Genomic DNA, 20,385 nt, shown 5'->3' on the forward strand with positions numbered 1-20,385 from the left:
CACCGGCCGGTGCGTATTGACAGGCGGGGGCTGACGAAGCCTAATGCGGCAACTCCCGCAGCACCCGCGATGAACTGACGTCGTGCCGGTGTCAGTCAACCGGTTTGTTCGAAGAGGTCAGTCCAAGCCCGTGTTTCCAAGCCTTCTCCGCTTCCTTTTCCGCTCCGTCTGCCGTTTTCTCCGCCCGCTGGTCATGGTCTCCATCCCCGCGCTCGCGGGCGCGGCCACGGCGGCGCCCGATGCAGTGGAGCGGGGGCGCTACCTTGTCACCGCGGGGAACTGCGCGAGCTGTCACACGGCCGTCGCCGGTGCCTTCATGGCCGGCGGAGTGGCCTTCGAGACACCGTTCGGCACGCTGTATTCCACCAACATCACGCCGGACCCGGCAACGGGTATCGGCAGCTGGAGTGAGGCGGACTTCCGCGCCGCCATGCGCCACGGCGTGCGACCGGACGGCGAGCATCTCTACCCCGCCTTTCCGTACACGGCCTACACCCGGCTCACCGACGACGACCTCGCGGCAATCTGGGCCTACCTGCGCGCGGTACCACCGGTAGCGAGTGCGCCGCCGCAGAATGCTCTTGCCTTTCCCTTCGACCAGCGGCCGCTGCTCGCGGCCTGGAAGCTGCTCTACCACGAGCCGGGGCCCCTCGAGCCCGACCCGGGCCGCTCCGACGCGTGGAACCGGGGCGCCTACCTCGTCGAGGCCCTGGGCCACTGCAGCGCCTGCCACTCGCCGCGCAACCGGCTCGGCGCCGAGCAGGCCGAACTGCGCCACGCGGGTGGCGAATACCTCGACCGGGTGCCGGGCGGCGACTTCCGGCCCTGGTATGCGCCCAACCTCACCGCGCACCCCCGGGGTCTCGCGCTCTGGGACCACGCGGACCTGGTCGATTACCTCGCCACCGGGCGCAATGCGTTCCTCGAGGCCTTCGGCCCGATGAACGAGGTCATCATGAACAGTACCCGCTACCTCGACGCCGCGGACATCGACGCCATGGCCACCTACCTGAAAGCGTTGCCCGAAGCGGGCGGCGGTGCAGCTGCAGAAGCACCCGGCGAGGAACTCATGGGGCGCGGCCGTTCGCTCTACAACCTGCATTGCGGCACATGCCACCTGCCCTCCGGCGAGGGCGACCCCGAGATGGCGCCGCGCCTGAACCGCGGCAGCCTGGTGGTGCAGGCGGAGAACCCCGCGTCGCTGATCAACGTCGTGCTTTACGGTCCGGAGGTGGCCGGTGCGGATCCCGCCCGGCAATGGCTGAAGCCCATGAAGGCCTATCGCTATCTCCTCGACGACGAGGAAGTGGCGGCGGTGGCGACCTACATCCGCAATGCCTGGGACAATACCGCCGGCGTTGTCTCCCCGGCACGGGTTGAGCGACAGCGCCTGGTGAGTGCAGGAGGGCGATGATGGCAATGACAGGCAGGAGAAAGCGGGGCGGCTGTGGCCGCGGCTTGCATGCCGCGGTACTGGGCCTGCTCGGGGCGCTGGTACTGCTCGCCGGCTGCAGCGAGGGCGGCGACAGGGCGATGCCGGACAGCGGCTCCGCCCAGCGCGCGCGGCTGCTGACCGCCGAGCAGTACCGGAACAGCATCGCCACGGTGTTCGGCGCGGATATCGCCGACAGCGTGCTCTCGCCGATGCCCCCGCTGTCGCGAACCGCGGGGCTGCGCGCAAACGGCGCCGCCGCCGTCGGGCTCACCTCTGACCAGCTTTCGCAGATCCAGCGTTCCGCGGCCGCCATCGCCGCGAGGGTCGTTGACGAGACACACCGCGGCTTCCTCCTGCCCTGTCGCCCGGCGGATGCGGGCGCCGCCGATGCGGCCTGCGCCCGGATGTTCCTGCGCGAGGCCGGGCGGCTGCTGCAGCGCCGTCCCCTGGCGGACGAGCGCCTCGCGGCGCTGGTCGACGGTGCCGGTCGCGCGGCGGAGGAAACCGGGGAGTTCTACACCGGGCTTGCCCTCGCCCTCGAGGCTTTGCTGATCAGCCCGGAATTCCTTTTCATCGCCGATCGCAGCGAGCCTGACCCGGCGCGGCCGGGCGGGCAGCGCCTGGACGGCTATGCGCTCGCGTCGCGGCTCAGCTTCTTCCTGTGGAATGGCCCGCCGGATGATGCGCTCCTGCAGGCCGCGGCCAGCGGTGCGCTGCACAGCGAGGAAGGCCTGAGGCAGGCGGTGGAGCGCATGCTGGCCAGCAGTCGCCTCGAGACCGGCATGCGTGCCTTCTTCGACGACATGCTCGCCTTTGACGCCTTCGACAGCCTGGCCAAGGATCCGATGGTCTACCCGCGGGTGACCGGTTCCACGCTGGCGCAGGCCCGGGAGCAGACGCTGCGCACGATCATCGACCACGTACTGGTGCGCGACCTCGACTACCGCGACCTGTTCACCACCCGGCGCACCTTCCTGTCGCCGGCGCTGGCCGTGGTCTACGGCCTGCCGGCGCAGCCCGGCTGGACGCCCCACGAGTTCAGCGCGGACAGCCCGCGCATCGGCCTGCTCACCCAGGTGAGCTTCCTCGCCGTGCACTCCCACGCGGTCCGCTCCTCGCCGACGCAGCGCGGCAAGGCGCTGCGCGAGGAGCTGCTGTGCCAGAAGGTGCCCGATCCGCCGCCGAACGTGGACTTCTCCGCGCTGGAGGAAAATGAGCACGCGAAGACCGCGCGGGAGCGGCTCGACGCCCACAACAGCAACCCCTCCTGCGCCGGCTGCCACCTGGTCACCGATCCAATGGGCCTGGCCCTCGAGCACTTCGACGGCGCCGGCCAGTACCGGGCAACGGAGAACGGCGCGGCGCTGGATACGGCGGGCGAACTCGACGGCGTGTTCTACGACGGGGTCGAGGGTCTGGCCGAAGCGCTGCGCAACCATCCCAAGCTGCCGGCCTGCCTGGTGGACCGGGTCTACGCCTGGGGCACCGGGGGCCCGGCTTCGCCGGTCCACGACCGCGCAACGCTGGCCTGGCTCGAGGACCGTTTCGCCGAGGGCGGCTACCGGCTGCGCGGGCTCCTCGAGACGCTGGCGACCAGCCCGGCTTTCCGCACGCTCCGGCCCGCTGCGGAACCTGTTAAGCTGCCGCGTGAGCCGCCGCCGACGGCACCGGCGCGGATCACCGAGGCACAGCTGGCATTGAGGGATACGGGGGCAACCCGATGAGCAAATTCACGCGGCGGCGCTTCCTGCGCGGCGTACTGGGCGGCGGTGCGGTCACCGTGGGCCTGCCGCTCCTCAACTGTTTCCTCAACGAGAACGGTTCGGCGCTGGCCAGCGGGCTGCCGGTCCCGCAGCGCTTCGGCACCTGGTCCTGGGGCCTTGGCATGAGCGCACCGGTGTTCGTACCGAAGCGCACCGGTCCCTCCTTCGACCTGCCGGAAGAGATTGCCGCGCTGGCACCGGTGCAGCAGCACATCAACCTGTACACGAATTTCCACGTGTTCCGCGACGACGCGCCGAACCTCTGCCACCACTCGGGCTGGGTCGTCCTGCGCTCCGGCAGCGCCCCCATGACCCGGGAAAACCGTCCCGGGGAGACCCTGGACGTGACCATCGCGCGCAAGCTCGGCAACGCCACGCGCTTTCGCAGCCTGAGCGCGACGGCGACCGGCGACGTCCGCGACAGCTTCAGCTACGAGGGCGGCAACTCGGTGAATGCCCCCGAGTGGTCGCCGCTGCGCTTCTACGAGCGCCTCTTCGGCACGGGCTTCCAGGACCCGAACGCCGAGACGTTCACGCCGGACCCGAGAGTGCTGGTACGCAAGAGTGTGCTCTCGGCCGTACGCGAGGACGCGAAGGCCCTGGAGAAGTCCCTCGGCGCGGAAGACCGGGTCCGCCTCGACCAGTATTTCACCGGCCTGCGCGACCTCGAGCGCCGCTTCGATCTGCAGCTGACCCGGCCGGAACCGCGGGAGGCCTGCGTGGTCGTGGACCCGCCGCCGGAGCTGCCCGCCGGTCTCGACGCGGACCTGGTCGCGCGACGGCACCGCATGCTCGGCGAGCTGATGCTCATGGCCGTGGCCTGCGACCAGACGCGGGTATTCAACATGTTCTACGCGTCGGCCTTCTCGGCTACCACGCGGCCTGGCTATGACAAGCCCCACCACACGGCGACGCACGAAGAGGCGGTCGACCCGGCCCTCGGCTACCAGCCGAACACCTCCTGGTTTACCCGCCGGGCGATGGAGGAGTGGGCCTGGTTCGTCGACGCCCTGGCCAGCTTCCGCGAGGGCGATGGCACGCTGCTCGACAACACCTTCGTCTACGCGACCACGGACCAGTCCTACGCCAAGATCCACTCCATCGAGGGCATCCCGATGTTCAGCGCGGGCACCGCCGGCGGCCGCGTGCGCACGGGCCTGCACATCGACGGCGGCGGCACCCCCGGCTGCCGCCTCGGCTACACTGCGCAGCGCCTTATGGGCGTCGACATCGACAGCTGGGGCACCAAGAGCAACACGACGGCCAGCGAGATCGGTGACATCCTTGTCTGAGTGGGGTTCCCGCGGCCGTCGGGCCGCGCTCTCCCTGGTCGCCGCGTTCGCTTTCGGCGCCAGCCTGCCCGGTGTCGCGGGTGAGGAGAATGCCCGGTCCTGGCGCGAAGTGCCGATGCCGCCGGGCTTCCAGGTCATCGTCAGCGAACTGGAGGGGCCGGTGTTCGCCGACGCCGACGGCCGCACGCTCTATGAGTGGCCTCAGCACGTGCTGCGCAACGGTTATAGCGGCGAGGCGCCGGGGACACCCGGCTGCTACGACGAGCCCACCACGGTGACGGCGGGCCTGATGAGCCCCTACCCGGCGGGCATTCCGCTGCCCGAGCTCGATACGCGCCCCGCCTGCACGGACCTCTGGCCACCGGTGCTGGCTGAAGAGGATGCCGAGCCCGTGGGCGAGTGGACGATCCTCGAACGCCGCGACGGCGCGCTTCAGTGGGCCTACGAGGAGCAGCCGCTGTATACGTCCGCCCGCGATCGCCGTCCGGGCGATGTGCTCGGCGGCACCCGCCGGCGCTACCAGCGCGACGACCCGGCCTACCGCGTCCCCGTGGGGCCGCCGCCGGCGCTGCCGCCGGGCTTCGCCGTCAAGGCCACCAGCGTGGGCCGCATGTTGACCACGGCGAGCAACGACGCCGTCTACGCCTACGCGGAGGACGACGCGGAAGCCTCGGCCTGCCGGGGCGCCTGCCTGCAGCGCTGGGCGCCGGTGACGGCCCCCGCGCTCGCCGCCGCGCAGGGCGACTGGACGCTCCTCGAGCGCTCACCCGGGGTGCGCCAGTGGGTGTTCCGCGGCCAGCCGCTGTACACCCACCGCCTCGACCGCCATTCCTGGTCCCAGCAGGGTAGTGACGTGCCCGGCTGGAGCAATGTCTTCCTGCAGCCCGCACCGGCCTGGCCGGCGGGCTTCACGGTGCAGGCGACGCTCGCCGGCAACGTCCTCGCCGATCGCGAGGGCAGGACGATCTATGTCTACTACTGCGCCGACGACTCGGCGGACCAGCTCGCCTGCGACCACCCGGTGGACACGCAGGTGTACCGCCTCGCCATGTGCGGTGGCGGCGATCCGCAGCGCTGCCTCGCGCACTGGCCCTACGTGCTCGCAGGCGAGGGACAAGAGAGCCCCAACCGCACCTGGACCATCGTCACCATCGACCCGCGCACGGGCCGCTTTGCCGCGGACGATGCCCCCGGCGCGCTTCGCGTCTGGGCCTACCGCGACCGCCCCGTCTACACCTTCGGCGGCGATGAGCGCCCCGGCGACGTCGCCGGCGGCGGGACCGGGGAATGGCGCGGCATGCGCAACGGCCTGCGCGCCTTCTGGCTGAGGGACGATTACATGCAGGGGATTCTCTGATGCAGCGCACGAGAGCCCTGGCCAGCGCGCTGCTGCTTGCCGCTGGCGGCGCCGCCGCGGAGGCGCCGCCCGGGGGCGAGGTCGGTTACGTCTTCACGGACCTGTTCTGGTCCGTGTACCAGACCGGGGATGCCAGCGAGTGTCCGCAGGGCTTCAACGACGGGCCGCGGGAGCAGTTCGCCGCACTGTACCCCGAGCCCGCCAGGCTCGATGTAGCGACGACGCAGCTCGCCCAGGAGATCGCCACCTGGCACCCGACGACGGAGCCCGAGGGCTTTCCGTTCTATACGGTGGAAGGGCCCTATGCCTACGGCCTCGACCTCGACGGGAAGACCAGTCCCGATGACTTCGAACACCCGGACGGGACTCCCGGTATCGACAACGCCGTCTACCGGGCCGTGGGTTGCATCATCGGCTTTCGCGGCCCCGACGGCGTGGAGCACATTTTCCAGAGCAAGGCCATCAAGGACGAGGCCTACAACCGGATGATGATCAACCTCACCGGCGTCGACAGCCTGGCGGACGACGACAGCGTCACCGTGACCGTCTACCGCGGCCGCGACGAGCTGCTGACCGATGCCACCGGCGAGAACATCATGCCCGGCGGCACGCAGCGCGTGGACCGCCGCTGGGGCGAGCCGCTGATCCGCGAGACATCCGGGCGCATCGAGGGCGGCATACTGACCACCGAACCCATCGGCGAGCTGGTGATCCCCTGGCAGAACCTGCAGGTGCCCTCGATCCACCGCATCCGCGACGCGCGCTTCGAGCTGCGCCTCGACAGCACCGGCGCCGAGGGGCTGCTCGCCGGCTACGCGGACGTCGACACGTGGTACTACCAGCTCATCCGCAATGACTCCACGCACCACCTCGCCAACGGGCAGATTTCGGCTATTTCCCTCTACAAGGCCCTGCGCCGTCTCGCCGACGCCCACCCCGACCCGGGCAGCGGCGAGAACACGGCGATCTCCACGGCGCTGGATGTGCGCATGACGCAGGTTTACATCGTCGACGAGGCGTCGCAGGCGGCATCGCCGTGAAAGCCCTCCTGATGGCTATGGGAATACTGTCCCTGGCATCGATGTTCGGCTCCGCCGCCACGGCGGAGGAGGGACTGGTTACCCTGCAGAGCGTCCATCCCGTCCCGCTGACCGTCGACCGGCTGGAGCGGGCCTTGAAGAACCAGGGCTTCACGATCTTTGCCCGGATCGACCACGGTGCCGGCGCCGAGCGGGTCGCGATGGCCCTGCCGGCGAGCGAGCTGCTCATTTTCGGCAAACCCGCCGCCGGCACGGTGCTGATGCAGGCGACCCCCGCAGCGGGCATCGACCTGCCGCTGAAGTACCTGGTCTGGGCGGACGCGGGCGGCGGCGTCACCGTCGGCTGGAACGACCCGCTGTGGCTCGCCGAATGCCACGGCATCGATCTGACCATGCCGCTCCTCGAAAAGATGCGGGGTAACCTGGAACGTATCGCGAGCGAGGCTGCCCGCTAGCTGGGAAACGGGCGAGTGGTGCCGCGCCTAGCGACCGGGCCGAATTGCCGTTTCCGACGCGAGCGGACGGTCATGGTGGTTAACCTCCAAAAAGTACCGCATGCATTGTCCGCCCAGGAACCAACGTAAAGCCACCAGTGAGCAAGAGCGCCAGTAGATAGAGTCGGAACCATCGATCTCTGGTGCGCGTTAACGTTGCCGCGTCGAACGGCGCTTATCGAATAGGTCAGCGTCGCAAGTACCAGAATCGACAGCACGTGGATGATTGAGAATGGCCCCCACCAGCGGAACTCGTGAACCCAGAAGCTTGAGACGGACACTACAACCATCGCACTGACCCAAGCGTACCCGAGCCACCGATGACATAGGGTGCCCTTTTGCCCCATAAGTTGGATCGCGCCCATTGCCATCGCAAGGATGGCGATGAGCGCATGGAGGGAGATTACAAGACCGTCACTCCACAGTGCCTGCCAGTTCATGTTGCTACTTTCTGTCGATGGTCGATAGCGGACGCGTTGGCTCAGACTGCGTCAGCGTCTGCTTCCCACCCACTACGGTCACTCGCCGCAGCGCTTCCATCCCCGAAATTGAGGAAAGGTCCAGCGGGCTCGCCTATGCCTCGGCGTCAGGTGTCGGTTGCGCTCAAGAGAAGTGCGATATGGATCGATTCAGAATGTGAGGAGAAGGGCCATAGCCAGCGACCTGGAGGATGATGACGAGAGGTGTGAGACGCGGGTGAAGTCTCGCTGTTGCAAAGTAGGATCGGTTCCGCCTATCCGATCATTGCAGACCCGCGCCTCCTCGCTGCGAGACTCGCGCCGAAGATACCAATTGCGAACAGGCCCACCGTAGCAGGGGTGGGTACCGACGAACTTTCTGCAACTATCAGTGAAACCGGTGGGAGGTTTTGCAGAACGCGCAGTCCGTTAGATTCGCTGAGCCCGGTATAGCTTCCCGGCACGAAGTCGGCAAAAGAACTACCTGGTAGAACGTAGTCACCGTTCAGGTCGGACAAATCGAGCTCCCCCATCAGGCCGGTTTCGCATTCCGCCACCGGTGACACAGGGCCTGCCAAGTTGAAGCCGAGCAATGATTGCAGGTTGCTGGGACTAAACGAAGTCGAATCGTCGCGGTAAAAAAAATTATTGGCGGGGCATCCGTCAAGCGACAGGCCCGCCGGTGGAGACCCAGTTATACCTGCGAATTCCGCTGGAAGAAATGAATCCCTACTAGGGTCACCGATGACAAAAAACCAGGGCGGCAGCACAGAATCGGATGCATCCACGGTACCCTCAGCGGAGATATTCATATTCACAACGCCGCCGACCCCCTCGGTCAGCGTGACAATGATGTTTGCTCTCGCGGTTTGGTCATGCGCGCCAAACAAGCAGGCGAGAACCAGGGCAATGATTCGTGTGCTCATGCTCAATCGCTCCTCTAAACCATTGAGCGCATGTCAGGCAAAATGTAGACCCTTAGAAAATTAGAATAGAAAAAACAGCTACCTACAGAAGATTGACCGAGAATGCTTCACCTACACTGTAAAGAAGTCTGACTTTGGCCGAAAACGGTCGTCGTGAAGGTGCAGTCAGCGTTACCGCGGAAACGTTTCTAGAAATCACTTTAGCTCTGCCGCTTTGGAATTGTGGAGTTTTGCTGACTCTAGAAACCCTCTCTGGCTTTTGCCAGCATTTCGTCGCAACGATGGACTACCCCGTATAGCTAGTTTGGCGTGCCAGCCGCGCGCGAAGCGCGAATCCGGTGCCGCTGTGCTGATCCAGGTGTTTCGGGGCGAAGCGAAGATAGCATCGTAGGATAGAGACTGGCGCAGTGATCTGGGCTGGAACTCAACGGCTGCGTGATCGCTCCCGAGCCGAGGCGAAGAGTCGACGGCCCTTGTGCCGGTTATTGACAGGGTGCCGTCACTGGCTATCTTCAAAATAACGTCGAGAGGCGCGTCGCATGCGCAGTCGCCGACGGACGTATAGCGAAAAAGGGCATAGCCATCGAAAGGTGGTGGCGCAAAGTAACCGGCCTAAGGGCGAGACCTACGGCAGCGGTACCACCCGCATATACGGGGGACAGACCATGAAACTTTTTCCAGCGATTTATCCCGGTGCGCGGCTGTTCGCACGCGCCGTAGCCGCGTTCTTTCTTGCCGGCGCTTCAATCCTGGCCACGGCTCCTGTCGCGCACGCCGACGCGGGGCAATGCGCGACGGCTACCGCCTGGTCCGAACTCGAGTTTGGCGCGGCGCGCGACGAGGCCCGGATGCTGCTGGCGCAGGCGACGGAACTTTCGATCACCCCGCGCAAGGCCGTCGCCACGCCGCAGGCCCGGCCTGCGCAAATGCAGCAGCTCTCCAACCCGGCGAAGGCGGAGATCGACGCGGTCCGGCGGCAGGCGTCGTCGATGCTTGCCTCGAGTTCCTCCTTGGAGGCAGCCATGCGCGACGCCCGTGTCGCGCTGCAGAATGTCGCCAGCTACGCGGGCAGTGACGGCGAGGAGATGAACAGGCTGCTCGCCGAGGTGGATGCCGCCGGAGAGGCCCTGTTCAAGTCCATGCAGGTGGCGGGCAACCCGGGTGAGGTGCAATCGACCGAGGCCTTCGAGTGCAACAAGGACCGGCGCCAGTGCAAGGCGGACTGCGAGGCGGAGAAGGGCAAGAAGTGTTGCTGCGGCTGCGGTATGACCTACATCGCCTGCGTCCTGCTTTGACCGCCCGGCTTATGGCGAGAGGACTCATGGCCGGGCTGTGCCCGTGGCGGTCAGAGTTCCAGGATCGCGTGCACCCCGAAGACGTTGCCGCCGTGCCTGTCCCAGCGCTTGAGGGCATAGCGTTCGTAGAACGGTGACAGGCGCAGCGCACCGAGCTGGAACTCGACGCCCACCTGGTCGCGCGCGTCGAACAGTCGCCGGCCACCGGGGAAGGCCAGGCGAGGCTGCAGGCGGATCCAGGCGACCGCGTTGTCGGCCAGCCGGTGCCGGAAACCGGCGATCAGCCGGTAGCGCCAGTGGTCGTCGATGGCAGAGCCGCTGAAGGCGCGGTACTCGAGGCGGTGTGCAAGGGAGAAGCCTTCTCCCTTGAACAGGGACTGCTGGGCGCTGACCCGGTTTTCCCGGGTGAGGCGCAGATCGGCGCGGCGGTAGGCGAGCGTGAATGCGCCGACCCGGCGCGACAGCCGCGCATGCCAGGTGCCTTCGGCGCGGCGGTACATGGCCGTCCAGGGCCCTTTCTCCAGGTAACCGTTGTACTCGTTGACGGTCGGCTCGGCGCTGGCCGGCAGAACGGTGCACAGCAGCAGGCCGCCGATTGCTGTCAGGAAACGTCGCATGCAGGGCCGATCGTACCGGAATGGTGGGCGTCGCTGCCACGACCCCCGGCGGCGTGCGACACTAGCGCCGGAGCAGGGGAGCGGGAGCAGGCGCGTGTCCGCCACGACAGACAGGGAATTCATGAGCCGGGCGCTGGCCCTTGCGGAAGCGGCGGCCGCTGCGGGCGAGGTCCCCATCGGTGCCGTGCTGGTCAGCGGCGGCGAGATCGTCGGCGAGGGCGCCAACAGCGTGATCGGCAGCCGCGACCCGACGGCCCATGCAGAGGTGAATGCGCTGCGCGCCGCCGGGGTGCGCCTCGGCAACTATCGTCTGCCCGGCAGCGTGCTCTACGTGACCCTCGAGCCCTGCACCATGTGCGTGGGCGCGCTCGTGCACGCCCGGGTGGCGGAACTCGTTTTCGCGGCCCTGGAGCCGCGCGCGGGCGCAGTGTGCAGCACCGCGCGACTCCTCGACGCCGGTCACTACAATCATCGCGTGAGCTGGCGCCAGGGCCCCCTGGCCGACGCCAGCGGCGAACTGTTGCGCAGCTTCTTCCGCGCCCGGCGCGCCTAGAGCGCTCGCAGCGCCCGACCGCGCAGCTGCTCGGGCAGCAGGGGGCTCACCTCGAGGGGCGGCGCAGGCCGGTTCTCGGCGATGAAGCGCCACTGCAGCACGCTGTAGTAGTGGCGGATGTTCTGCACGTAGCGCACGGCCTCACGGCCCCGGGCGTAACTGTGGCGCACGGAGCTGTAGAACACGCGCTGCTCCAGCTTGGGCAGGTGGGCCATCACGTCCCGCCACTGGTGCGGGTCGCCGCCCGCGCGCTCCGTGAGCACGCGGGCATCCTCGAGGTGTCCCATGCCGATGTTGTAGGCGGCGAGGGCCAGCCAGGTGCGGTCCGGTTCGGCGATATCGCCGGGCAGCCGGCGGCGCAGGTTCTTGAAGTAGCGCGCGCCGCCGCGCAGGCTCTGTAGCGGGTCCCTGCGGTCGGGCACGCCGAGGTCGCGGGCGGTGGCGCGGGTCAGCATCATCATCCCGCGGACGCCGGTCGGCGAAATGGCCTCCGGGTCCCAGTGCGACTCCTGGTAGGCCATGGCGGCGAGCAGGGCCCAGTCGAGCTGGTGCTCCCGGGCCACCTGTTCGATCGCCTCCCGGTAGGCCGGCAGCCGGCTGGTGATATTGGCAACGAAGGTCTGCGAGCCGGCGCGGGTGAGTGCGTTGACCTGGCCGAGGTGCGCCTCGCGCAGTGCCGCCAGCGTGCCCCCGCGCTCCAGGCGCTCGAAGAACTCGTCCAGCCGCTCGAGGAGCACGTCGTTCTTCGCGCCCGGGGCGAGATACCAGACCATGTCCTGCTCGGCAGCGAGGTCGAAGGCGACGGCCAGCTGCGGCAGCAGGTGCCGCTGGATGGCGAATTCCACCGAGTCCACCACCGCGGCACCGGCATTGCCCCGGTCCACCTGGCGCAGGAGTTCCAGCGGGTCTGCCCCGTCGATGCTGCGGACGCGCAGGCCGGGGAGGTCGTCCGCCTTGCGTCGCGCGAGGAGTCGACCGTGGCTCGAGCCCGCGAGCACCACGACGTCGAGCCCCTCGAGATCCTCGATGCCCTGGGGTCGCGCCGAGCCGGTGCGGTAGATCACCTGGGGACGCTGCTCGTGGTACGGGGCGGAAGTGGGAAAGGCGGCGGCGCGCTCCGGGGTCAGCGTGAGCCCGGCGCCGGCGATGTCGGCCTCGCCCCGGCGCAGGGCGGTGAACAGCCCGTCCAGGCTGAACACGGGTACCACGACCAGCTCCACACCGAGTTCCTGCGCGAAGCGCCGGGCCAGGTCGTACTCGTAACCGGCCGCCTCGCCGCGCTCGCGGTAGTAGGTCGTGGGCCCGTTCCGGGTCACGAAGCGCAGCTCCCCGCGCTCGCGGATTGCCTCCAGGCTGTCCACCGGACGCCCGCAGCCGCCGGCGAGGACGAGCAGGGCGAGGAGGGCGGCGAGGGCGGGGCGCGTCAGCATGGCCCTAGTTTAAACGCACCGGTACACTACGCGCCCCTACTCGTACCCCGGGAGCCCGAGTCCCCATGCTGATCCTGCCCGGCCCGCCGGCCCTGTCCGCCTTCCGACTCGCCAAGCTCGCGGAGCGCCTCGAGGCCGTGGACCCCGCCATCCGGCTGACCGGCGCGCGCTACGTGCACTTTGCGCAGCTGCAGGGTCCCCTCGCCGACGGGCAGCGCGCGGTCCTGGACAGCCTGCTGGCCTACGACGGGGTCGCGCCGGATCCCGCCGGCGACCTGGCGGCGGCACCGGGCGAGACCCTGCTGCTCGCCGTGCCGCGCCCGGGGACGATCTCGCCCTGGGCCAGCAAGGCGACGGACATCGCCCGCCATTGCGGCCTCGAAGCCCTGCACCGGGTGGAGCGCGGTGTCGCCTACACGCTCCTGCTGCCGGCAGAGTTGACGGACGCGCAAGGCGCGGCCGCCCGCGCGCTGCTGTTCGACCGCATGACGCAGACGCTGCTCGACGACCCGGCCGCGGCCACGGCCCTCTTCGCCGAGGCCACGCCGCGACCGATGGCACGGGTCGACGTGCTCGGCGCCGGCCGCGCCGCCCTCGAGGCGGCGGATCGCGAGCTCGGCCTCGCCCTGGCCGAGGACGAGATCGACTACCTTATCGACAGCTTCCGCGACCTCGGCCGCAATCCCAGCGACGTGGAACTGATGATGTTCGCCCAGGCCAACAGCGAGCATTGCCGGCACAAGATCTTCAATGCGAGCTGGACCGTGGACGGCGCGGTGCAGCCGCATTCCCTCTTCGACATGATCCGCAATACCTACCGCCAGGGCGGGGAGAACGTGCTCTCGGCCTACGCGGACAATGCCGCGGTGGTCACCGGCAGCCGCGGCGGCCGCTTCTACCCGGCACCGGACAGCGGTGAATACGGCGCCCACGAGCAGGAGATCCACCTGCTCATGAAGGTCGAGACGCACAACCATCCGACGGCGATCGCGCCGTTTCCCGGTGCGGGCACGGGCGCCGGCGGGGAGATTCGCGACGAGGGCGCCGTGGGCCGCGGTTCGAAGCCCAAGGCGGGCCTCACCGGCTTCACGGTCTCCAACCTCGAGCTGCCGACGCTGCCGCAGCCCTGGGAACATGGCTACGGCCGCCCGGGGCGGATCGCGTCGGCGCTCGACATCATGCTGGAAGGGCCCATCGGCGGCGCCGCCTTCAACAACGAGTTCGGCCGGCCGAACCTCTGCGGCTACTTCCGCAGCTTCGAGCTGGCCGTGGACGGGGGGGTACGCGGCTACCACAAGCCGATCATGATCGCCGGCGGCTACGGGAATATCGCACCGGAGCATGTCGAGAAGGGCAGCTTCGAGCCGGGCGCAAAGCTGGTGGTGCTTGGCGGGCCGGCCATGCTCATCGGTCTCGGCGGCGGGGCGGCCTCGTCAATGGCCTCGGGCACGGGCCAGGAAGACCTGGACTTCGCCTCGGTACAGCGCCAGAACCCGGAGATGGAACGGCGCTGCCAGGAGGTCATCGACCGCTGCTGGCAGCTGGGGGAGGCGAATCCGATTGCCTTCATCCACGATGTGGGCGCCGGCGGCCTGTCCAATGCGCTCCCGGAACTGGTCAAGGACGGCGGCCGCGGCGGTGCCTTCAACCTGCGCGCCGTGCCCTCGGATGAACCCGGCATGTCGCCGCTGGAACTCTGGTGCAACGAGAGCCAGGAGCGCTACGTGCTCGCGGTGGCAAGTGGCGACCTCGACCGCTTCGCCGCTATCTGCGGGCGCGAGCGCTGCCCCTTCGCCGTGGTCGGCGAAGCGACGGCGGCGCAGCACCTGGCGGTGGAAGACCCGCACTTCGGCAACGCGCCCGTGGACCTGCCCATGGCGCTGCTCTTCGGCAAGCCGCCGCGCATGCACCGGGAGACGGCGCGGCCGCCGGCGCGACCGGCGCAGCCGGTACCGGCCGTGTCCCCCGCCGAGGCGCTGGAGCGGGTGCTGCAGCTGCCGACGGTGGCCAGCAAGCAGTTCCTCATCACCATCGGCGACCGCAGCATCACCGGCCTCGTCTGCCGCGACCAGCTCGTCGGCCCCTGGCAGGTGCCGGTGGCGGATTGCGCGGTGACGGCCGTGACCTTCGACGGCGACCGAGGCGAGGCCATGGCCATGGGCGAGCGAACGCCCCTGGCCCTGCTGGACGGTCCGGCCTCCGGGCGCATGGCCGTGGCCGAGGCGATCACCAACATCTGCGCGGCACCGATCAACACGCTCGCCGATGTGAAGCTCTCGGCGAACTGGATGTGTGCCGCGGGTGTCGGCCACGAAGATGCCATCCTGTTCGACACGGTACGGGCTGTCGGCATGGAGTTCTGCCCGGCCCTGGGCCTCACCATCCCGGTGGGCAAAGATTCCATGTCCATGCGCACGGCCTGGGAAGAAGACGGCGAGGCACGCGCGGTCACCGCGCCCGTGTCGCTCATCGTGTCCGCCTTCGCCCCGGTGACGGACGTGCATCGGGTCGCCACGCCGCAGCTCGACCCGGCGGCGGATGCCGTGCTGCTGCTCCTCGATCTCGGCCGCGGCGCCGGCCGCCTCGGCGGCTCCGCGCTGTGCCAGGTCTACGGCGGCCTCGGCGATGCCCCCGCGGACATCGACCGCCCGGGCGACCTGGCCGGCCTCTTTGCCCTGGTGCAGTGGGGCCTCGCCCGCGGTGACCTGCTCGCCTACCACGACCGCTCCGACGGCGGTGTCATTACCACGCTGCTGGAGATGGCCTTTGCCGGCCGCTGCGGCCTCGCCGTCGACCTCCCGGCGGCGCCGTCCGCGCTGGCGGCGCTGTTCAGCGAGGAGGCCGGCGCGGTGCTGCAGGTCCCCCGGGACGCGATCCCTGCCTGGCGGGAGCAGGCCGAGGCGCTGGGGATCGCGCCGTGCCTGGCAGAGATCGGTCACGCGGTGCCCGGCGATGCGATCACCGTGGCGCTGGGCGGCGAGCCGGTGCTCGACGACCGCCGGTCCCGCCTGCAGGCGCTCTGGGCCTCGACCAGCCACGCCCTGCAAAGGCTGCGCGACAATCCCGAGTGCGCCGACGAGGAGTTCGCCCGCATCACCGCCGAGGACCCGGGCCTCCACGCGGAACTCGCTTTCGACCCCGCAGAGGACGTGACGGCGCCCTTCGTGGCGACCGGTGAGCGGCCGCGGGTGGCGGTACTGCGGGAGCAGGGCGTCAACGGCCAGGTGGAGATGGCGGCGGCCTTCCACCGCGCCGGCTTCGCCGCCGTGGACGTGCACATGAGTGACCTCGCGGAAGGGCGTCATGACCTCGCCCGCTTCGATGGCCTCGTGGCCTGCGGGGGGTTCTCCTACGGCGACGTGCTCGGCGCCGGCGAGGGTTGGGCAAAGGGCATCCGCTACAACGACGACCTGCGCGAGGCCTTCGCCACCTTTTTCGCCCGCGGCGACAGTTTCACCCTGGGGGTGTGCAACGGCTGCCAGATGCTGTCGACGCTGCGCGAGCTGGTCCCCGGCGCGGCGCACTGGCCGCGCTTCCTTCGCAACCGCAGTGAACGGTTCGAGGCGCGCCTGGCGCTGGTGCGCGTGGAAGCCTCCCCGTCGCTGTTCCTGGCCGGCATGGCCGGCTCGCGGCTGCCGGTGGCCGTGGCCCACGGTGAGGGCCGCGCGGCCTTTGCCTCCGACGCGGACCGCGAGGCCTGCGAGGCCGAGGGGCTGGTCGCCCTGCGCTACCTCGAGAACGACGGCAGCGTGGCCGAGCGCTACCCGGCGAACCCCAACGGCTCGCCCGCCGGCATCACCGGCCTCAGCAGCGCCGACGGCCGCGCCACGATCATGATGCCGCACCCGGAGCGGGTGCTGCGCGGCGTGAATTTCTCCTGGGCGCCGCGGGAGTGGGGCGACGACGGGCCCTGGCTGCGGCTGTTCCGCAACGCGCGGGCCTGGCTGGGCTGACAGTGCCGCCCTTGTGACTGCGGCGCCGTGCTCTATAATGGCGCCTTTTTTCCGCCGGGCGCGTTTCCCGCGCCCGCGAACCGGGCCCGACGATGCTGAATAAATACCCCCTGTGGAAATACCTCCTGGTGCTGGGCGTCGTGTGCCTCGGGCTGCTCTATGCCGCGCCGAACCTGTACACGCCGGACCCGGCGCTGCAGATCACCGGTGAGAGCAGTGCCCAGGTCATCGACGAGGCGACCCTGCGCCGGGCGACGGACGCGCTTGAAGAGGCGGGCATAGACCACTTTGGGGAAGAAGTCGACGCGGACGGCCGCAACGCCCTGATACGCCTGCGCGACCGCGACGCGCAGCTGCGGGCCCAGGCGCGGGTGGCCCGGGCCCTGGGCGACGGTTTCATTATCGCCCTCAATCTCGCACCGACGACGCCGGACTGGCTGCTCGCCGTTGGCGCGCAGCCCATGAAGCTCGGCCTCGATCTCTCCGGCGGTGTGCACTTCAAGCTCGAGGTCGACGTGGAAGCTGCCGTCGAGCGCCGCATGGAGTACTACTACAGCGCCATTCGCCGCGCCCTCCGCGAAGAGCGCATCCGCGGCCGGGTGACGCTCGCCGGCGACCGCCGCGTGGCACTCGAGTTCCGTAGCGAGGAAGACCGGGAGGCGGCCCGCAGCATCGTCGCCGACAAGCACCCGGAACTGCTCCTCGACCGCATCGACGAGGAGGGCAGCTGGCGCCTCCACGCCGACATGACCGATGTCAGCGTCGACGAGATCATCGACTACGCCGTGAGCCAGAACCTGACCACCCTGCGCAACCGGGTCAACGAGCTCGGCGTTTCCGAACCGCTCGTGCAGCGCCAGGGCCGCGCACGTATCGTCGTGGAACTGCCCGGTATCCAGGACACGGCGGAGGCCAAGCGGATTCTCGGCAAGGTCGCCAACCTCGAGTTCCGCCTGGTGGCCGGCCCGGATGCGCCGGCGGCGGAGAAGCAGCGCTTCGAGTACCGCAGCGAGGCGCGCGCCGGTGCCTACGAGTGGCTGGAGCGCGACATCATCATCACTGGCGAGCGCGTGTCGAACGCCCAGGCCAGCTTTGACCAGAACGGCCAGCCCAACGTGCAGATCAGCCTCGACAGCGAGGGCGGCACGCTCATGAACCGGGCCACGCGCGACAACGTCAAGCGGCGCATGGGCGTGCTGTTCATCGAGCGCAAGTACCGCACCCGCTACGAGGAACAGGCGTACGGCAGCGAGGTGCCGGTGAAGGTCCCCTACGACGAGAAGAAGCTGCTCACCGCCCCGGTGATCCAGCAGGCGCTCGGCGCGCAGTTCCAGATCACCGGGCTCGACAGCCCCATGGAGGCCTCGGAACTGGCGCTCATGCTGCGCGCCGGCGCCCTGGCCGCGCCGATCACCTTCGTGGAGGAGCGCACCGTGGGCCCGTCTCTCGGTGCCGAGAACATCCGCCTGGGCGTGAAGTCCGTGCAGGTGGGCCTGGCACTGGTCGTGGTCTTCATGGTGCTCTACTACCGGGTCTTCGGCCTGTGCGCCGTGGTGGCACTGTCGGCGAACCTCATGCTGCTGGTGGCCTTCATGTCGCTCATCGGTGCCACCCTGACGCTGCCGGGTATCGCCGGTATCGTGCTGACCGTCGGTATGGCGGTGGATGCCAACGTGCTGATCTTCGCGCGCATCCGCGAGGAGTTGCGTGAGGGGAGAGCACCGCAGATGGCGATCCACACGGGCTTCGAGCGCGCGGTGTCGACCATCCTCGACGCCAACATCACCACGCTCATCGTCGCCGTGATCCTCTACGCCGTAGGCACGGGCCCGATCAAGGGCTTCGCGGTGACCCTGTCCATCGGCATCCTGACCTCCATGTTCACGGCGATCATGGGGACCCGGGCGCTGGTCAACCTGATCTACGGGGGGCGGCGGCTGCGCCACCTCGCCATTGGCAAGGACATCGTGCAGGGGGACGCGGCATGAAGGTATTCAACTTCATGGGCTGGCGCCTGGCGGCGGTGGTCTTTTCGGCCGTGCTGCTGGTGACGGCCATCGGTTCGCTGGCGGTGCGCCAGCTCGAGTGGGGTCTCGATTTCACCGGGGGTACGCTGGTCGAGGTGCACTACGGCGACAGCGCCGACCTCGACGCGATCCGTGACACGCTGGACAGCGGTGGTTACGAGGGCGCGACGGTGGTCAGCTTCGGTACCGACCAGGACGTGCTCATCCGCCTGCCCTCGGGCTTCAGCGATGCAGACGGTGCCGCCGTGCTGGCCGTGCTGAACGAGGCCTCGGAGGCGAGCGTGGAACTGCGCCGCACGGAGTTCATCGGCCCGCAGGTGGGCGAGGAACTGCGCGAGCAGGGCGGGCTGGCCATGCTGCTGGCCCTCGGCCTGGTAATGCTCTACATCGGCTTCCGCTTCCAGCTCAAGTTCGCCGTGGGGGCCGTCGCCGCGCTGGTGCACGACGTGCTCATCACCCTGGGCTTCTTCTCCGTGCTGGGGCTGGAGTTCGACCTCACGGTGCTCGCGGCCCTGCTGGCGGTGATCGGCTACTCGCTCAACGACACCATCGTCGTGGCGGATCGCATCCGCGAGAACTTCCGCAAGCTGCGCCGGGCCGAGCCGGTGGAGGTGATCAACATCTCCCTCTCCGAGACCCTGGGCCGGACCCTGGTCACTTCGCTGACGACCCTGCTGGTGCTGGCGTCGCTGGCGATCTTCGGCGGCGAGATGATCCACGGCTTCGCCGTGGCGCTCATCGTCGGGGTGCTCATCGGTACCTATTCGTCGATCTACGTGTCCGCGACCACCCTGCTGCTCATGGGTGTCAGCAAGGAAGACCTGATGATCCCGGTAAAGGAAGGGGCGGAACAGGACGACCTGGTGCCCTGAGGCGGGCAGCCCCGCCGCACACGCCTACCGGCGCGCGCCCGCCAGCGGCCGCGCCGCCTGCAGCACCGCCTTGAAGCATTTCGGGTTGCCGCAGGCGATGTTCCCGCTCTCCAGGTAGTTCTCGGACCCGTCCAGGTCCGCCACCAGGCCGCCGGCCTCGCGCACCAGCAGGCTGCCAGCGGCCATGTCCCAGCGCGCCAGTCCGATCTCCCAGAACGCGTCGAGGCGCCCGGCGGCGACATAGGCGAGGTCCAGCGAGGCGGCGCCGGCGCGGCGGATCCCCGCACACTTCGCGGCGAGCACGGCCAGCGTTTTCGAGTAGGTGGCCAGGTGCTGGTCGCAGTGGCCGCGGAAGGGGATGCCGGTGCCGAGGAGGGCGCCTTCGAGGCTGTCGTACCTGCTCACCCGCATGCGGTGGCCATTGAGCTGTGCCCCGCGGCCGCGGGAAGCGGTGTACTCTTCCCGGCGCACCGGGTCGAGGACCACGGCGTGTTGCACCTTGCCGCGGTGCAGGCAGGCGATGGACACCGCGTAGTGCGGAATGCCGCGAAGGAAGTTGGTCGTGCCGTCCAGCGGATCGATCACCCACTGGTACTCGGCGTCCGGGTCACCAACGAGCCCGGACTCCTCACCGAGGAAGGCGTGGCCCGGGTAGGCCCGCTTGAGCTGCTCGACGATGATCTCCTCCGCGCGCTCGTCCACCTCGGACACGAAGTCGTTGGCGTCCTTGGCGCGCACCTGCAGGCGATCGAGGTCGTCGGAGGCGCGCAGGATGTGCTCGCCGGCCCGGCGCGCGGCGCGCAGGGCGATGTTGATCATGGGTTCCATGGTGCTTCCCGGTGGATGCTGTTTCCCGGCGGGTGCCCGGCCACG

The 20,385-nt window shown here is 69.0% G+C and carries 16 protein-coding genes and 1 riboswitch; of the genes, 11 read left to right on the forward strand and 5 right to left on the reverse strand.

Annotation, left to right across the window (positions count from 1 at the left end; all coding sequences use genetic code 11):
- The first annotated feature begins 130 nt into the window (after positions 1-130).
- From RKE50_RS04605 to RKE50_RS04630, 6 genes are read left to right on the forward strand one after another with little or no spacing between them, the layout of a single operon-like run.
- Positions 131-1,414: a cytochrome c gene (locus RKE50_RS04605; RefSeq protein ID WP_350034770.1), complete on the forward strand. Its 1,284-nt coding sequence runs from the start codon at positions 131-133 to the stop codon at positions 1,412-1,414.
- Complete coding sequence (locus tag RKE50_RS04610; RefSeq protein ID WP_350034771.1) at positions 1,411-3,159, forward strand: DUF1592 domain-containing protein; 1,749 nt, start codon at positions 1,411-1,413, stop codon at positions 3,157-3,159. Before RKE50_RS04605 ends, RKE50_RS04610 begins: the two co-directional genes overlap by 4 nt.
- A complete protein-coding gene (locus RKE50_RS04615; protein ID WP_350034773.1) occupies positions 3,156-4,490 on the forward strand; it encodes a DUF1552 domain-containing protein in 1,335 nt (444 codons plus the stop codon). The genes RKE50_RS04610 and RKE50_RS04615 overlap by 4 nt, the downstream gene beginning before the upstream one ends.
- Complete coding sequence (locus tag RKE50_RS04620) at positions 4,483-5,847, forward strand: COG4315 family predicted lipoprotein (protein ID WP_350034775.1); 1,365 nt, start codon at positions 4,483-4,485, stop codon at positions 5,845-5,847. The genes RKE50_RS04615 and RKE50_RS04620 overlap by 8 nt, the downstream gene beginning before the upstream one ends.
- Positions 5,847-6,887 (forward strand): hypothetical protein, encoded by a 1,041-nt coding sequence (locus RKE50_RS04625; RefSeq protein WP_350034777.1) that lies wholly within the window; start codon positions 5,847-5,849, stop codon positions 6,885-6,887. Before RKE50_RS04620 ends, RKE50_RS04625 begins: the two co-directional genes overlap by 1 nt.
- A complete protein-coding gene (locus RKE50_RS04630) occupies positions 6,884-7,342 on the forward strand; it encodes a DUF302 domain-containing protein (protein ID WP_350034779.1) in 459 nt (152 codons plus the stop codon). The genes RKE50_RS04625 and RKE50_RS04630 overlap by 4 nt, the downstream gene beginning before the upstream one ends.
- Here RKE50_RS04630 and RKE50_RS04635 read toward each other — a convergent pair.
- Together RKE50_RS04635 and RKE50_RS04640 are read right to left on the reverse strand one after the other, a co-directional pair.
- Positions 7,339-7,821 (reverse strand): DUF2306 domain-containing protein, encoded by a 483-nt coding sequence (locus RKE50_RS04635; protein WP_350034781.1) that lies wholly within the window; start codon positions 7,819-7,821, stop codon positions 7,339-7,341. The genes RKE50_RS04630 and RKE50_RS04635 overlap by 4 nt on opposite strands.
- A 293-nt stretch (positions 7,822-8,114) precedes the next feature.
- Positions 8,115-8,765 carry a hypothetical protein gene (locus RKE50_RS04640; RefSeq protein ID WP_350034783.1) on the reverse strand — a complete coding sequence of 217 codons (651 nt, stop codon included), beginning with the start codon at positions 8,763-8,765 and terminating at the stop codon, positions 8,115-8,117.
- Between the two features lie 563 nt (positions 8,766-9,328).
- Positions 9,329-9,412, forward strand: a riboswitch (cyclic di-GMP riboswitch).
- An 18-nt stretch (positions 9,413-9,430) separates the two neighbouring features.
- Here RKE50_RS04640 and RKE50_RS04645 point away from each other — a divergent pair.
- Positions 9,431-10,060, forward strand: a complete 630-nt coding sequence (locus RKE50_RS04645) for a hypothetical protein (protein ID WP_350034785.1) — start codon at positions 9,431-9,433, stop codon at positions 10,058-10,060.
- Positions 10,061-10,110: 50 nt separating this feature from the next.
- Here RKE50_RS04645 and RKE50_RS04650 read toward each other — a convergent pair whose 3' ends face one another.
- A complete protein-coding gene (locus tag RKE50_RS04650; protein WP_350034787.1) occupies positions 10,111-10,677 on the reverse strand; it encodes a hypothetical protein in 567 nt (188 codons plus the stop codon).
- A gap of 94 nt (positions 10,678-10,771) precedes the next feature.
- On the opposite strand from RKE50_RS04650, the gene tadA reads away from it, so the two are divergent.
- Positions 10,772-11,230: a tRNA adenosine(34) deaminase TadA gene (gene tadA / locus RKE50_RS04655; RefSeq protein WP_350034788.1), complete on the forward strand. Its 459-nt coding sequence runs from the start codon at positions 10,772-10,774 to the stop codon at positions 11,228-11,230.
- Here tadA and mltF read toward each other — a convergent pair.
- The gene (gene mltF, locus RKE50_RS04660; RefSeq protein ID WP_350034790.1) at positions 11,227-12,660 is read right to left on the reverse strand and encodes a membrane-bound lytic murein transglycosylase MltF; all 1,434 of its coding nucleotides are present in this window, start codon (positions 12,658-12,660) and stop codon (positions 11,227-11,229) included. The two genes, tadA and mltF, sit on opposite strands and share 4 nt — an antisense overlap.
- A gap of 65 nt (positions 12,661-12,725) precedes the next feature.
- Between mltF and purL the strand changes: the two genes are divergently transcribed.
- The 3 genes from purL to secF all read left to right on the forward strand — a co-directional run bounded on the left by purL (position 12,726) and on the right by secF (position 19,512).
- Complete coding sequence (purL, locus tag RKE50_RS04665) at positions 12,726-16,613, forward strand: phosphoribosylformylglycinamidine synthase (protein ID WP_350034791.1); 3,888 nt, start codon at positions 12,726-12,728, stop codon at positions 16,611-16,613.
- A gap of 92 nt (positions 16,614-16,705) precedes the next feature.
- Positions 16,706-18,601: a protein translocase subunit SecD gene (gene secD, locus RKE50_RS04670; RefSeq protein ID WP_350034792.1), complete on the forward strand. Its 1,896-nt coding sequence runs from the start codon at positions 16,706-16,708 to the stop codon at positions 18,599-18,601.
- Positions 18,598-19,512, forward strand: a complete 915-nt coding sequence (secF, locus tag RKE50_RS04675; RefSeq protein ID WP_350034793.1) for a protein translocase subunit SecF — start codon at positions 18,598-18,600, stop codon at positions 19,510-19,512. Before secD ends, secF begins: the two co-directional genes overlap by 4 nt.
- Positions 19,513-19,536: 24 nt before the next feature.
- Here the strand turns inward: secF and RKE50_RS04680 are convergent, their stop codons facing one another.
- Positions 19,537-20,340: an inositol monophosphatase family protein gene (locus tag RKE50_RS04680; protein ID WP_350034794.1), complete on the reverse strand. Its 804-nt coding sequence runs from the start codon at positions 20,338-20,340 to the stop codon at positions 19,537-19,539.
- Positions 20,341-20,385: the final 45 nt, after the last annotated feature.

This window comes from Pseudohaliea sp. (assembly GCF_040217025.1).
Lineage (GTDB): Bacteria > Pseudomonadota > Gammaproteobacteria > Pseudomonadales > Halieaceae > Pseudohaliea.

Bases quoted from the DNA above. Each gene is read 5' to 3' on its own strand.
- RKE50_RS04610 (WP_350034771.1), top strand. From the start codon at position 1,411: ATGATGGCAATGACAGGCAGGAGAAAGCGGGGCGGCTGTGGCCGCGGC.
- RKE50_RS04615 (WP_350034773.1), top strand. From the start codon at position 3,156: ATGAGCAAATTCACGCGGCGGCGCTTCCTGCGCGGCGTACTGGGCGGC.
- RKE50_RS04625 (WP_350034777.1), top strand. From the start codon at position 5,847: ATGCAGCGCACGAGAGCCCTGGCCAGCGCGCTGCTGCTTGCCGCTGGC.
- RKE50_RS04635 (WP_350034781.1), bottom strand. From the start codon at position 7,821: ATGAACTGGCAGGCACTGTGGAGTGACGGTCTTGTAATCTCCCTCCAT.
- RKE50_RS04640 (WP_350034783.1), bottom strand. From the start codon at position 8,765: ATGAGCACACGAATCATTGCCCTGGTTCTCGCCTGCTTGTTTGGCGCG.
- RKE50_RS04645 (WP_350034785.1), top strand. From the start codon at position 9,431: ATGAAACTTTTTCCAGCGATTTATCCCGGTGCGCGGCTGTTCGCACGC.
- RKE50_RS04650 (WP_350034787.1), bottom strand. From the start codon at position 10,677: ATGCGACGTTTCCTGACAGCAATCGGCGGCCTGCTGCTGTGCACCGTT.
- mltF (WP_350034790.1), bottom strand. From the start codon at position 12,660: ATGCTGACGCGCCCCGCCCTCGCCGCCCTCCTCGCCCTGCTCGTCCTC.
- purL (WP_350034791.1), top strand. From the start codon at position 12,726: ATGCTGATCCTGCCCGGCCCGCCGGCCCTGTCCGCCTTCCGACTCGCC.
- secD (WP_350034792.1), top strand. From the start codon at position 16,706: ATGCTGAATAAATACCCCCTGTGGAAATACCTCCTGGTGCTGGGCGTC.
- secF (WP_350034793.1), top strand. From the start codon at position 18,598: ATGAAGGTATTCAACTTCATGGGCTGGCGCCTGGCGGCGGTGGTCTTT.
- RKE50_RS04680 (WP_350034794.1), bottom strand. From the start codon at position 20,340: ATGGAACCCATGATCAACATCGCCCTGCGCGCCGCGCGCCGGGCCGGC.